Below are 12,584 nucleotides of genomic sequence, written 5' to 3' on the forward strand. Positions count from 1 at the left end.
CGGATACCAGGGCGTCAGCGAGCAGGCCAGCCGGTGTACCCCTCGGCGAGGTACGTCGACCCGGCCGTGGAGGCGACCACGGACTCGAGCTCGCCGACCTGGCGGCGTACGTCGAAGTCGCTGGCGTCGGGGAGCGTGTGCAGCATCGTGGTCATCCAGTACGAGAAGTGCTGCGACTTCCACACCCGGGCCAGGGCCCGGCGGCCGTAGTCGTCGAGCGCGTCGGGGTCTTTCTTCAAGACGGCCCGCTCGAGGCACTCGGCGAGGACCCGGACGTCGGCGAGCGCGAGGTTGAGACCCTTGGCGCCGGTGGGCGGGACCGTGTGCGCCGCGTCGCCGGCCAGCAGCATGCTGCCGTGGCGCATGGGTTCGGCGACGAAGCTGCGGAACGGCAGCACGGCGCGGGACGTGATCGGCCCCTCCTGCAGCGCGAACCCGTCCGCCCCGGCGACGCGGGCCTGCAGCTCGTCCCAGATCCGGGCGTCGGACCAGTCGGCGGGATCGGTGTCCGGGTCGCACTGGAAGTACATCCGCTGGAGGCTCTCGGTGCGTTGGCTGATCAGCGCGAAGCCCCGCGACGAGTGGGTGTAGACGAGCTCCGGGGCACTCTTGGGCGCCTCGACGAGGATCCCGAACCAGGCGAAGGGGTACTCGCGGAAGTAGTGCGTGCGCTGCTGCTCGGGGACCTCGTGCCGGCAGACCGAGCGCGACCCGTCGGCACCCACGAGGTAGCTGCAGCGGATCTCCTGCTCGACGCCGTCGGCGTCGGTGAACCGGATCCCGGGCCGGGACCCGGTCACGTCGACCACCTCGGTGCCGCTGATGCCGAACCGCACGTCTCCCCCGTCGCGCGCACGGGCGTCGGCGAGGTCGATGAAGACGTCGGTCTGCGGGTAGAGCCAGACCGAGGCGCCGGTGAGGTACTGGAAGTCGATGCGGTGGCTGGCCCCGCCGAAGCGCAGCGCGATGCCGTCGTGCTCGTCGCCGTCGCGGCGTACCCGGTCGGAGACGCCGGTGTCGAGGAGCAGCCGGACGCTGTCCGCCTCGAGGATGCCGGCCCGGACCGTGTGCTCGATCTCGGAGCGGGGGCGGTTGTCGACGACGACGGAGTCGATGCCGCTCAGCGACAGCAGGTGGGAGAGCATCAGGCCGGCGGGGCCGCCACCGACGATCCCGACGGTCGTGTCCGTGAGCACGCGCCCGGTCACCGGTCCTCCTCCTCGAGGACGTCCCTCGCGATCGCGAAGGCGTGGTTGGCGGCCGGGACCCCGCAGTAGACCCCGGTCTGCAGGATGACCTCGGCGATCTCCTCGGCGGTCAGCCCGTTGCGGAGGGCCGCGGCCACGTGCATCGCGAGCTCTTCCCAGTGCCCGTTCGCGATGAGCGCGGTGAGCGTGATGACGCTGCGGGTGCGGCGGTCGAGGCCGGGCCGGGTCCACACCTCGCCCCAGGCGTAGCGGGTGATGAAGGCCTGGAAGTCCTCGGTCAGCCCGGTCTTCGCGCCCTCGGCGCGGTCGACGTGCGCGTCGCCCAGCACCTCGCGGCGTACCGTCATGCCGGCGTCGTAGCTGTCGGTCACGGGTTCCTCCTGGTCGTGGCGAACCGGCGCAGCACGGCTGCGACGTCGTCGGGTGCCTCGGCGGGCGGCAGGTGGCCGCAGCCGGTGAGCACGACGAAGGTCCGGTCGGGGATGCGGGTGGTGGCGGCGTCGGCGTGCTCGGGAGCGACCACGACGTCGTGCTCGCCGGGTGCGACGAGCACCGGCACCGTGGCCGCGGCGAGGTGGTCGCTGAGGTCGAAGTCGCGCAGCGCGAGGCAGGCCAGCGCGTAGGACCCGGCGTCGGCCTCCGAGAGGCTGGTCAGCAGCGCGCCCGCCGCCTCGGGGTCCCGGTCGGTGAACCCGGCTGCGAACCAGCGCACGGACGAGGGGCCCACCATCACCGGGGTCCCGGCCCGGCGCACCAGGTCGGCGCGGTCGACCCAGGACTGCGGGTCGGCGAGGCGGGGGGCGGACGCGATCGCGGCGGTCCCGAGGAAGGGGCCGGGGGCCAGGGAGAGCTGCAGCCCGACGGCACCGCCCAACGACACCCCGGCGTACCAGGCGGGTCGACCGGCGGCGAGGAGGTCGGCCCGGTCGCGGACGAGATCGGCGAGGTCGGCCACCGAGAAGGCGTCGCCGGCGGGCTTGCTGTGGCCGTGGCCGGGGAGGTCCCAGCCGACGACGTCGAGGTCCGGGGCGAGCAGCCGCGCGCACGCCGACCACAGCGCCGTGACCGAGGTGCCCAGCGACGGGCCGACGACGAGCACCCGGTTCGCCGTCTCGTCACCGGCGAGGCGGGTGAAGGCGAGCTCAGGAGTCATGGCCGGCTCCTCGCACCCGGGCGAGCGCCGCGTCGACGAAGGCGTCCGTGGCGCCGAGGTAGTCCGCGAGCGTGCCCTCGCCGCCGCGCTCCGCCAGCAGCAGGTCGGCGGCCGCGTCGGCGTTGCGGGCCATCGCGACGGTGTCGACCCCGAGACCGGCGAGCAGCTCGGCTGCCTGTGCGGCCGTCACCACGGTGAGCTCGAGCAGGCGGCGCAGGCTCGGCCACTCGGCGTGCCAGGCCCCGTCGGGTCGCTCGTCCACGGCGGTCGCCGCCGCGACGTGGACCTGGGCTCCCAGCTGGGGAGCCTGCAGGGCGGCTGCGCGCACCAGCACCGACAGCACCGGGTTCTGCTTGTGCGGCATCGTCGACGACGCTCCGCGCCCGGCGACGGCCCCCTCGCGCACCTCCCCGATCTCGGGGCGGGTGAGCGTGAGCACGGTGGTCGCGACGACGCCGAGCGCGTCGCAGGTCTCGACGAGCGCGTCGGCCAGCCGCGTCATCGGCGTACGGCGGGTGTGCCAGGGCAGCGCGGGCCAGGCCAGCCCGAGGTGCCCGGCCAAGGCCTCGGCCACGTCCGTGGGCCGGTCGGTGAGGTCGGCGGCGCGGGCCAGGGTGCCGGCCGCTCCCCCGCACTGCACCGGCAGCGACCGGCGTACGACGGCGAGCGCGTCGGCGGCGTCGAGGACCCCGGTCAGCCACTGGGCGGTCTTCAGGCCGAAGGTGACCGGGACGGCGTACTGCGTCAGCGTGCGTCCCGCCATCACCGTGCCCCGGTGCTCATCGGCGAGGTCCGCCAGCCGGTCGGCGGCGCGGCGGAGGTCGGCCTCGACCCGTGCCACGGCGTCCCGGGCGAGCAGCACGAGTGCGGTGTCCAGGACGTCCTGGCTGGTCAGCCCGGCGTGCACGAGGTCAGCGGTGTCCGCCTCGTCGATCCGCGCGCGCAGCGCGCGCACGAGCGGGAGCACCGGGTTGCCGGCGTCCTCGACGTCGCCCGGGTCGAGCGCGGGCGTCCAGCCAGCGGCGGCGCGGGAGACCGCTTCGACCTGGTCCTCGGTGGCGGCCTTGCCGTCGGCGAGCGCCCGCAGCCAGGCCACCTCGACGCGGAGCATTGCCTGCACCAGCGCGGCGTCGTCGGCGACGCCGTCCGCGCGGTGCGATCCCGGCCGCAGCAGGTCCGACATCCTCAGCCCTCGTGCCCGGGGTAGCGGAGGAACACGGTCTCCCGGTCCCCCTGCAGGTGCACGTCGAACCGCAGGCTGCCGTCGGGCTCGCGCTCCGCGACCATGCTGTGCCGGCGCTCGTCGTCGAGGCCCGCGAGCAGCCGGTCGGCCGCCAGGACGGCGTCGTCGCCGGGCAGGTAGATGCGGGTGAACAGCCGGTTCAGGAGGCCGCGGGCGAACACCGTCACCGTGAAGAACGCGGCCGCGCCCTCGCCGGTGGGGGCCGGTTCCACGGTGCTGAACCAGTAGCGGCCGGTGCGGTCGGTGCTGCTGCGGCCCCAGCCGGTGAAGTCGCCACCGGGCCGCCGGAGCGAGCCCTCGACGCGCGGGACGTCACCCGAGCCGTCGGCCTGGCGGATCTCCAGCAGCGCGTCCGGCACCGGCTGCCCGGCCCCGTCGTACACGCGGCCGTGCAGGCGCACCGAGCCCGGGCTGCCGATCGGGACCAGCTCGCGGTCGAGGTCGAACGGCAGCGCGTAGTGGAAGAACGGCCCGATGGTCTGGCCGGGCGTCGCGGTCAGGTCGCGGACGGTCTCAGGCATCGTCGTCCTCGGCTTCCATCTGGGTCGCGTGGGCGCCGGTCAGCACGATGTCCCAGCGGTAGCCCATCAGCCACTCGTGCTCCGACAGGTCGTGGTCGTACGTCGCCACCAGACGGTCGCGGGCCCGCTGGTCGGTGATCGACTGGTAGATCGGGTCCAGCGCGAACAGCGGGTCGGACGGGAAGTACATCTGGGTGATCATCCGCTGGGTGAAGTCGGTGCCGAACAGCGAGAAGTGGATGTGCGCTGGCCGCCAGGCGTTGTGGTGGTTGCGCCACGGGTAGGGCCCCGGCTTGATCGTGACGAACTCGTAGGTGCCGTCGTCGTCGGTGAGGCAGCGACCGACCCCGGTGAAGTTGGGGTCGACCGGGGCCGGGTGCTGGTCGCGCTTGTGCACGTAGCGGCCCGCGGCGTTGGCCTGCCAGATCTCGACGAGCTGGCGGCGTACCGGCCGTCCGTCGCCGTCGAGCAGCCTCCCGCGCAGGCGCATGCGCTCGCCGATCGGCTCCCCGCCGGCCTGGATCGTCAGGTCCGCCTCGAGCGGGTCGACGTCGGAGTGCCCGAAGACCGGGGCGACCAGCTCGGCGCCCTCGGGATCGGCATGGCGCAGGTCCTTGGTGGGGTGGCGCAGGATCGAGCTCCGGTACGGCGGGAAGTCCACACGCGGCTGGGTCTCGCCGGAAGCGCCGGCGTGGATGTCAGCGATCTCCTTGCTGACCGACTCCTGGGTGTCCATGCAGGGAAGTGAACTCCCCCGAGGGGGCCGAAGTCCACGTAGGCTTTCCGCTGAGCGGAAGGATCCTGAGATGGCCGGCAACACCTCCAGCCCCGGAGCCACCGTGGTCTCGCGAGCCATGGCCGTGCTCGGCGCCTTCGACGAGCGGCACCGGCGGCTCGGCCTGTCCGAGCTGGCCAGGCGCGCCGACCTGCCCCTGGCCACCACCCACCGGATCGTCGGCGAGCTCGTCGCGCACGGCGCCCTCGCCCGGGCGGGCACCGGCGAGTACGTCGTGGGTCGCCGCATCTGGTCGCTCGGGCTGCTGGCACCCGTGCAGACCGGCGTCCGCGAGGTCGCCTCGCCGTTCCTCAACGACCTGTACGCCGCGACGCTGGCCACCGTGCACCTCGCCGTGCGGGAGGGCGACCAGGTCCTCTACCTCGACCGGATCTCGGGCCAGCGCTCCGTCCCCGTCGTCAGCACCGTCGGGTCGCGGCTCCCGCTGCACTCCACCGGGGTCGGGAAGGTGCTCCTCGCCCACGCCCCCGACACCGTGCAGGCCGACGTGCTGGCCCGGCTGCACCGGATCACGCCGTACACCATCACCCAGCCGGCGCGACTCCGCGAGCAGCTGCAGCGCGTGCTCGCCGACGACTACGCCACCACCGTCGAGGAGATGACGCTCGGCGCCTGCTCGGTCGCCGTCCCGGTCCGCCGGGCCGACCGCGAGGTGGTCGCCGCCCTCGGCATCGTCGTCCCCAGCCTCAAGCGGGACCGGTCCCGGCTGGTCGCCGCGCTGCAGGTCGCGGCGCACGGCATCGGCCGCAGCCTGACCGGCCCGTCGGGTCGCGGGTAGGGGCCCAGGGACTCACTGATTCCCCGGGCGCCCGGGGAATCGCTGCCCGGGCGGGGAATGCTTTCCGTGCCAGGGCATCGATTTCCGTGCCTAGCCCGTGCCGCCCGCCCCGGTCAGACCGAGAAGTCGACCCCCTGGGCGAGCGGGAGCTCACCTGAGTAGTTGATGGTGTTCGTCGCCCGGCGCATGTAGGCCCGCCAGGCGTCGGAGCCGGACTCGCGTCCGCCGCCGGTCTCCTTCTCGCCGCCGAAGGCACCGCCGATCTCGGCGCCGGAGGTGCCGATGTTGACGTTGACGATGCCGCAGTCGGAGCCCTCGGGCCCGCAGAACAGCTCGGCCTCCCGTACGTCGGAGGTGAAGACGCTCGAGGACAGGCCCTGCGGGACGGCGTTATTGAGGTCGATCGCGGTGCGGAAGTCGTCGTACGGCAGCACGTAGAGCAGCGGCGCGAACGTCTCCCGCGCGACCACGTCGGTCTGCTCGTCCATCCGGACGATCGCGGGGCGTGCGTAGAAGGCCTCGGGTGCGAGGTCCTCGTGGGCCCGGCCGCCACCGACGACGAGCTTGCCGCCGTCCCCGGTCGCCGTGGTGATCGCGGCCTCCATCGACTCGTAGGCCCGGCGGTTGACCAGCGGCCCGACCAGGGTGCCCTCGGTCAGGGGGTTGCCGATCGGGAGCCGGTCGTACGCCGACGCGAGCCGGTCGGTGAGCTCGTCGACGACGCTGGTGTGCGCGATCACCCGCCGCATCGTGGTGCAGCGCTGGCCCGCGGTGCCGGCCGCCGCGAAGACGATGCCGCGCACGGCCAGGTCGAGGTCGGCGGACCCGGAGACCACGGCGGCGTTGTTGCCGCCGAGCTCGAGCAGCGACCGGCCGAACCGCCCGGCCACCCGCGGCCCGACGGCCTGTCCCATCCGGGTCGACCCGGTGGCGCTGAGCAGGGCGACGCCCGGGTGGTCGACCAGCGCCTGGCCGACGTCGGGCCCGCCGAGCAGCACCTGCGAGAGCGCCTCCGGGGCGTCGGTCTCGGCGATCGCCTGCGCCAGCACGGCGTGGCACGCCAGCGAGGTCAGCGGGGTCGCCTCGGAGGGCTTCCACACGACCGGGTCGCCGCAGACCAGCGCGACGGCGGTGTTCCACGACCAGACCGCGGCCGGGAAGTTGAACGCCGAGACCACGCCGACGACACCGAGCGGGTGCCAGGTCTCCATCAGCCGGTGGCCGGGCCGCTCCGAGGGCATCGTCCGCCCGTAGAGCTGCCGCGACAGGCCGACCGCGAAGTCGCAGATGTCGACCATCTCCTGGACTTCGCCGCGGGCCTCGGAGGTGATCTTCCCGGCCTCGATGCTCACCAGCGTGGCCAGGTCGTCCTTGTGCTCGGCGAGCAGCTCGCCGAACCGCTTGACGAGTGCGCCGCGGGCCGGGGCGGGCACGCTGCGCCAGCGCAGGAAGGCGTCGCGGGCGCGGGCCACCGCCTCGTCGACGTACGCCGCGTCCCGCCACTGCAGCGAGGCGACCGGGAGTCCGTTGACCGGCGAGCGGGAGTCCGTCCCTCCTGCGTGTGCCTCGACGTCGACACCGCAGCGGCGCGCGGTCTCGAGGGCGAGGGTGGAGAGCTCGTCCTGGGTGGGGATGGTGGTCATGGGTTCTTCCTACCTCACCGGCTAGACGATGTTGAGCTCCGGTCTGCTCCCGCGCCCGGCGAACCGGGCGGCGTCGAGCCCACGGACGTCCACGACCGGCGGCCGGCCGAGGTAGAGGTCGCGCACCACCTCGCCCATTGCCGGGCCCATGAGGAAGCCGTGGCCGGAGAACCCGGTGGCGTAGAGGAACCGCGAGACCCCCGGGTGCTCCCCCACGAGCGCGTTGTGGTCGGGCGTCATCTCGTAGAGCCCGGCCCAGCCCGAGACGATGCCGGCCTCCGCGAGCGCGGGCACCCGGCGCTCGATCGCCGCGCCGAGCCGCGGCAGCCAGGCGTCGGAGCGGCCGAGCTCGAAGCCCGGCCGCTCGTCCGGGTCGGACATGCCGAGCAGCACGCCCGGGCCCTCGCTGTGGAAGTAGAGGCTGGTGGAGAAGTCGATCGTGAACGGCGTGTGCCGGTCCACCCCGGGGACCGGCCCGGTGGTAAGCACCTGGCGGCGCAGCGGCTCGACGGGCAGGTCCACCCCGGCCATCCGCCCCACCGCCGCGGACCACGCGCCGGCCGCGCACACGACCACCTCGGTGCGGACCCGGCCGGCGTCGGTGAGCACCGCCCGGACCTGGCCGTCCTCGACCTCGATACCGGTGACCGCGCAGTGCGTGAGCACCCGGGCGCCCGCCCGGCGCGCCGCCCCGGCGTACCCGAGGACCACGGACTCCGGGGTGCAGTGGCCGGCGTCGGGCGACCACGAGGCCGCGAGGACACCGCCGACGTCGACCAGCGGGGAGAGCCGCTTCGCCTCGGCCGGCTCGATCATCCGGGTGGGCACACCGAGCTGATTCTGGAGCGCGACGTTCGCGGTGAACGCCTCGACGTCCTCCGGGCGGTCGAGCAGGAACAGGTAGCCGACCCGGTGCAGGTCGATCTCCTGGCCGAAGGTCTCCGCGAACCGGCCGTAGGCGTGCAGGCTGCGGGCCCCGAGCTCGATGTTGGTGGCGTCGGAGAACTGCGCCCGCACCCCGCCGGCGGCCTTGCACGTCGAGCCGGAGCCGAGCGTGTCCCGCTCCAGCAGCAGCACGTCCCGGACGCCGGCGGCGGCGAGGTGGTACGCCGCGCTGAGCCCGATCACACCCCCGCCGATGACGACGACCGACGCGGTGGCCGGGAGGTCAACCGCCATGTCGGGTCCCCGTCCGCATCAGCCGCCGCGCCGCCGCCAGCACCTCGTCCTCCTGCAGCAGGACGTGGGCAGCTGCGGGGCCGAGCGGGACGTAGGAGTCCGCGCTGGCCACCCGCGCCAGGGCACCGCCGTAGCCGTGCTCGACCAGGCCGGCGACCACGCCCTCGCCGACCCCGCCCGAGGCGCGGGTCTCGTCCACGACCAGCACCCGGTCGAACCGGCCGGCCAGGTCCGCGACCTCGGCCATCGGAAGCGGTGCCAGCCAGCGCAGGTCGAGCACCGTGCTGCGAGCCCCGTCGGCCTCGAGGGCGCGGGCCGCGCGCAGTGACATCGGGAGGCCGTTGCCGAACGTGACCATCAGCACGTCGGTCCCGTCACCGTGGATGCGCGGACCGTGAACCGGCGGGTCGGCGGCGTACGGCGCGGTCCAGAGCCCGTCGCCCGGCTCGTGCAGGTCGCGGGCGTGGTAGAGCGCGATCGGCTCGACGACCACGCACACCCGGCCCTCCCTCTCGGCGAGGTCGACGCACGCGCGCAGCAGTGCCGGCGCGTCGGCCGGGTGGCTCGGCACGCACAGCACCAGGCCGGGGACGTCGCGCAGGACGGTCAGCGAGTTGTCGTTGTGGAAGTGGCCGCCGAACCCCTTCTGGTAGGCCAGCCCGGCGATCCGGACCACCATCGGGTTGCGGTACTGCCCGTCGGAGAAGAACGCCAGCGACGCCGCCTCGCCGCGCAGCTGGTCCTCGGCGTTGTGGAGGTAGGCGAGGTACTGGATCTCCGGGATCGGGAGCAGGCCGGCCAGCGAGGCGCCGAGCGCGGTGCCGAGGACGGTCTGCTCGTCCAGCAGGGTGTCGACCACGCGGCGGCCACCGAAACGCTTCCGAAGCCCTCGTGTCACGCCGTACACGCCGCCCTTGACCGCGACGTCCTCCCCGAGGACGAGCGCGTGCGGCCGGCTCTCCAGGACCTCCGCGAGGACTCCGTTGAGCGCCTGGGCCAGGGTGAGCGGGCCGGGCTCCACCGCCGCCACCGGGACGTCGTACGGCGGGATCCCCGGTGCCGCAGCCGGCGCCAGCAACGGTGCCGTCACTGCGGCCCGGTCCGCCAGCCGCGGCTCCCCGACCACGGACTTCGCGGCCTCCGCCACCCGGGCCCGGGTCGCCTCGTAGCGGTCGAGCACCTCCGCGGGCGTGAGCACGCCCAGGCCGACCAGGTGCTCGGCGGTCGCGAGCAGCGGGTCGCGGGCCAGGTCGGCGGTGATCTCGGCCTGCGACCGGTAGCCGAGCTCGACGTCGGAACCGGCGTGGCCGAGGAACCGGACGGCGCTCAGGTGGAGCACCACCGGCCGACGCGTCTCGCGGGCCCGGGCGACCGCCGCGCCGACGTCGGCGAGCAGCCGGTCGGGGCGCGGCGAGCATGCGGCGACGTACGCGATGCCCGGCAGCCGGCCGAGCGCAGCCTCCACCCAGCCCGGCGGGGTGCGGGTGCTGATGCCGAGCCCGTTGTCCTCGCACACCAGCAGCAGCGGGACCGGCAGGCCGCGGTGGGTGAGGTACGCCGCCGCGTTCAGCGCGCCCTGCACCGTGGAGTGGTTGACCGAGGCGTCGCCGAGCGAGCAGACCGCGACGGCGTCCTCGGGCCACCGGCGGCTGGGGGCCAGGTCGGCCAGGTTGCCGAGGGCGAAGGCGAGCCCGACGGCCCGCGGCAGGTGCGAGCCGATCGTCGAGGTCTGCGGCACGATGTTGAGGGCCGGGTGGCCGAACACCTTGTGCCGGCCGCCGGAGATCGGGTCCGTGGCCGCAGCGGTCAGTCCTCGCAGCACGTCCCGCACGGGGTCGGTCGCCGCGTCGGGGTGCTCGCGCGCGTGCCGTCCGGCGCGGGCGGCGTAGAAGCCGCCGGACCGGTAGTGCAGCAGCGCGGGGTCGCCGACCTCGGTCAGCAGCCCGACCGCGGCGTTGGCCTCGTGGCCCGCCGAGCCGATCGTGTAGAACCCCTCCCCTTGCGCCTGCAGCGTCCGGGCCGCGAGGTCGAGGTGCCGGCTCTGCACCTGTGCGTCGAAGAGGGCGAGCAGGAGGTCCGGCTCGACCGTCCCGACCTCCGGGTGACCGCCCGTCGACAGCCGGCGGACGTGCTCGACGAGGTGCTCGTCGACCGGCTCCGCCATCTCCACCTCCCTGGACCTCGCAGGCTACCGGGGTCCGCGGCCGGCTCAGGGCACCAGCGCGACCTTGCCGCCGGGGTGCCCGGTCCGGAGCAGGTCGACGGCCTCCAGCGCGTCCGCCAGAGGGAAGGTCCGCGCCATCGGCACCACCAGCCGTCCCTCGGCGGCCAGCCGCACGAGGTCCGCGCGTACGGCGTCGCGGTAGGCCTTGCTGTCCGGCTTCGTCCCGGCGACCGCCCGGAAGCCCTCCGCCTCGGCCCGCCCGGACGCGGCGATGGTGACGACGCGGTCACGGTCGCCCACCAGAGCCAGCGAGACGTCCACCGCCTCGTCGGTGCCGACGCAGTCGAGCGCCGCGGCGACCCCGTCGGGAGCGGCCGTGCGGACCCGCTGCTCCAGCCCGGCGCCGTACGCGACGGGGAGGCCGCCGAAGCGGCGGACCACGTCGGCGTTGCGCTCGCTCGCAGTGCCGACCACCCGCACGCCGGCGAGCGCCGCCTGCTGCAGCACGCTGACCCCGACCGCGCCGGACGCCCCGTGCACGAGGACCGTCTCCCCGGCCGCGGCGCGCGTGACGTGCAGCATCTCGGCGGCCGTGCACCCGGCGAGGAGGAGGTTGGCGGCCTCCGGGAAGGACAGCGACGCCGGCTTGGCGAACACGTCGGCGGCCGGGACGGTCACCTCGGTCGCCCAGCCCCCGGCGACCCGGAACGCCAGCACCTCGTCGCCGACCGCGCCGGCCCCGGTGGCGAGCCTGACGCCCGGCCCGACCGCGGTCAGCACGCCCGCGACCTCGTAGCCGATCGGCTTCGGGAAGTCGGCGCTGGTCCCCCGGGCCGCGTGCTTGTGGTCGGCCGGGTTCACGCCGGCGGCGCGGACGGCGATGGTCACCTCTTCGGGGCCGGGCGGCTGGACGTCGTGCTCCTCGAACCGGAAGACCTCGGGGCCCCCGGGAGCGGTCGCGATCCAGTGCTGCGCCATGCTCCCGAGGCTAGCCACCAGAGGGTCGGACTAGACCGTTGCGGTTGGCGACGCATGACCGTCGTGGAGCGGGGTACGAGCCGGTCCGCGGATGGGCTTCCCCCGCGCTCACCCGCCCCGTACACCGCCCGGGATGAGAGTCCCCGGGCGGTGTCGTGGATTTCAGGGGGCTTCGGCCACCGCCTCCAGCACTTCGGCCGGGAGCGGCACCCGGTGGGGGCCTCCGTAGGCCTCGAGCATCGCCGAGACCACGTCGTCCACGGCGATCCCCGGGACGTGGTCCTCGACCGAGCCGACCGTCGCCGCGGCGTACGGATAGCCCAGGGCGTCGTGCACCCGGTCCATCACCTCCCGGAGGCGGTCGGTCCCGCGCACCTGGACGACCGTGCTGAACGCCCAGCCGTCGCGGGTGACCCGCTGCGCCGACCCGGCCAGCTTGTGCACGCCGGCGGCGTTCACGCTGAACTCGCCCGGGCAGTACTCCCCCGGGAGCTCGCCGATCCGGGCGTCGACACCGAGCCGCCGCAGCACCTCGGCGTGCAGCTCCGCGAACCGGCGGAACCGGTCGACCAGCCCGTCGTGCGGCCGGTCGGTGCGGAGCACGTGGTCGATCACCACGCTGCCGCCGTGGTACGCCGCGACCCGGCCGCCCTGCGGACGGACCACCGGGGAGAAGCCGGACGACCGGGCCAGCGCGACCGCCGCGTCGTACCCGGGCCTCCGGGTGTCGCGCCGGGTGAAGGCGGCCGTCGGGTCGGGTGAGTACACCCGCAGCACCTCGTCGCCGTCCGGCAGCCGCTGGCGCAGCAGCACGGTGGGCAGGGCGACGTCGTGCACCGGACCACCGGGGTGGGCGGGCTCGGCGAGGACCAGCAACGGGGACGCCATCCGCCCATCGTGCCCCGCCGGCCCGGTCAGCCG

12 protein-coding genes are annotated in these 12,584 nt (G+C 74.6%); 1 reads left to right on the forward strand and 11 read right to left on the reverse strand.

Annotation, left to right across the window (positions count from 1 at the left end):
* Positions 1 to 14: 14 nt before the first annotated feature.
* Genes EKO23_RS17265 through pcaH form a run of 6 tightly spaced genes read right to left on the reverse strand, consistent with a single transcriptional unit; the run spans position 15 to position 4,861 of the window.
* Positions 15 to 1,208, reverse strand: coding sequence for a 4-hydroxybenzoate 3-monooxygenase (locus tag EKO23_RS17265; RefSeq protein ID WP_134719368.1), 1,194 nt, complete (start codon positions 1,206 to 1,208; stop codon positions 15 to 17).
* Positions 1,205 to 1,579 (reverse strand): 4-carboxymuconolactone decarboxylase, encoded by a 375-nt coding sequence (gene pcaC / locus EKO23_RS17270; protein WP_246051151.1) that lies wholly within the window; start codon positions 1,577 to 1,579, stop codon positions 1,205 to 1,207. Before pcaC ends, EKO23_RS17265 begins: the two co-directional genes overlap by 4 nt.
* A complete protein-coding gene (locus tag EKO23_RS17275; protein ID WP_134719369.1) occupies positions 1,576 to 2,361 on the reverse strand; it encodes an alpha/beta fold hydrolase in 786 nt (261 codons plus the stop codon). The genes pcaC and EKO23_RS17275 overlap by 4 nt, the downstream gene beginning before the upstream one ends.
* A complete protein-coding gene (locus tag EKO23_RS17280; protein ID WP_134719370.1) occupies positions 2,351 to 3,544 on the reverse strand; it encodes a lyase family protein in 1,194 nt (397 codons plus the stop codon). The genes EKO23_RS17275 and EKO23_RS17280 overlap by 11 nt, the downstream gene beginning before the upstream one ends.
* A 2-nt stretch (positions 3,545 to 3,546) precedes the next feature.
* Complete coding sequence (gene pcaG / locus EKO23_RS17285) at positions 3,547 to 4,125, reverse strand: protocatechuate 3,4-dioxygenase subunit alpha (RefSeq protein WP_134719371.1); 579 nt, start codon at positions 4,123 to 4,125, stop codon at positions 3,547 to 3,549.
* A complete protein-coding gene (gene pcaH, locus EKO23_RS17290; protein WP_134719372.1) occupies positions 4,118 to 4,861 on the reverse strand; it encodes a protocatechuate 3,4-dioxygenase subunit beta in 744 nt (247 codons plus the stop codon). The genes pcaG and pcaH overlap by 8 nt, the downstream gene beginning before the upstream one ends.
* Positions 4,862 to 4,931: 70 nt before the next feature.
* Here pcaH and EKO23_RS17295 point away from each other — a divergent pair, with 70 nt between their 5' ends.
* Entirely contained in the window at positions 4,932 to 5,699 is a 768-nt protein-coding gene (locus tag EKO23_RS17295) for an IclR family transcriptional regulator (protein ID WP_134719373.1), read from the forward strand.
* 113 nt (positions 5,700 to 5,812) lie between these two features.
* Here EKO23_RS17295 and amaB read toward each other — a convergent pair whose 3' ends face one another.
* The 5 genes from amaB to EKO23_RS17320 all read right to left on the reverse strand — a co-directional run bounded on the left by amaB (position 5,813) and on the right by EKO23_RS17320 (position 12,551).
* Entirely contained in the window at positions 5,813 to 7,342 is a 1,530-nt protein-coding gene (gene amaB / locus EKO23_RS17300) for an L-piperidine-6-carboxylate dehydrogenase (protein WP_134719374.1), read from the reverse strand.
* Between the two features lie 21 nt (positions 7,343 to 7,363).
* A complete protein-coding gene (locus tag EKO23_RS17305) occupies positions 7,364 to 8,521 on the reverse strand; it encodes an NAD(P)/FAD-dependent oxidoreductase (protein WP_134719375.1) in 1,158 nt (385 codons plus the stop codon).
* Positions 8,511 to 10,685 (reverse strand): transketolase C-terminal domain-containing protein, encoded by a 2,175-nt coding sequence (locus EKO23_RS17310; protein ID WP_134719376.1) that lies wholly within the window; start codon positions 10,683 to 10,685, stop codon positions 8,511 to 8,513. Before EKO23_RS17310 ends, EKO23_RS17305 begins: the two co-directional genes overlap by 11 nt.
* Before the next feature lie 45 nt (positions 10,686 to 10,730).
* On the reverse strand, positions 10,731 to 11,663 hold the full coding sequence (locus tag EKO23_RS17315) for a quinone oxidoreductase family protein (RefSeq protein ID WP_134719377.1): 933 nt from the start codon (positions 11,661 to 11,663) through the stop codon (positions 10,731 to 10,733).
* A gap of 162 nt (positions 11,664 to 11,825) precedes the next feature.
* Positions 11,826 to 12,551 (reverse strand): lipoate--protein ligase family protein, encoded by a 726-nt coding sequence (locus EKO23_RS17320; RefSeq protein ID WP_134719378.1) that lies wholly within the window; start codon positions 12,549 to 12,551, stop codon positions 11,826 to 11,828.
* Positions 12,552 to 12,584 lie beyond the last annotated feature (33 nt).

It is taken from the genome of Nocardioides guangzhouensis (genome assembly GCF_004519545.1).
Classification (GTDB): Bacteria; Actinomycetota; Actinomycetes; order Propionibacteriales; family Nocardioidaceae; genus Nocardioides; species Nocardioides guangzhouensis.

Bases quoted from the DNA above. Each gene is read 5' to 3' on its own strand.
- EKO23_RS17275 (WP_134719369.1), bottom strand. From the start codon at position 2,361: ATGACTCCTGAGCTCGCCTTCACCCGCCTCGCCGGTGACGAGACGGCG.
- EKO23_RS17280 (WP_134719370.1), bottom strand. From the start codon at position 3,544: ATGTCGGACCTGCTGCGGCCGGGATCGCACCGCGCGGACGGCGTCGCC.
- pcaG (WP_134719371.1), bottom strand. From the start codon at position 4,125: ATGCCTGAGACCGTCCGCGACCTGACCGCGACGCCCGGCCAGACCATC.
- pcaH (WP_134719372.1), bottom strand. From the start codon at position 4,861: ATGGACACCCAGGAGTCGGTCAGCAAGGAGATCGCTGACATCCACGCC.
- EKO23_RS17295 (WP_134719373.1), top strand. From the start codon at position 4,932: ATGGCCGGCAACACCTCCAGCCCCGGAGCCACCGTGGTCTCGCGAGCC.
- amaB (WP_134719374.1), bottom strand. From the start codon at position 7,342: ATGACCACCATCCCCACCCAGGACGAGCTCTCCACCCTCGCCCTCGAG.
- EKO23_RS17305 (WP_134719375.1), bottom strand. From the start codon at position 8,521: ATGGCGGTTGACCTCCCGGCCACCGCGTCGGTCGTCGTCATCGGCGGG.
- EKO23_RS17310 (WP_134719376.1), bottom strand. From the start codon at position 10,685: ATGGCGGAGCCGGTCGACGAGCACCTCGTCGAGCACGTCCGCCGGCTG.
- EKO23_RS17315 (WP_134719377.1), bottom strand. From the start codon at position 11,663: ATGGCGCAGCACTGGATCGCGACCGCTCCCGGGGGCCCCGAGGTCTTC.
- EKO23_RS17320 (WP_134719378.1), bottom strand. From the start codon at position 12,551: ATGGCGTCCCCGTTGCTGGTCCTCGCCGAGCCCGCCCACCCCGGTGGT.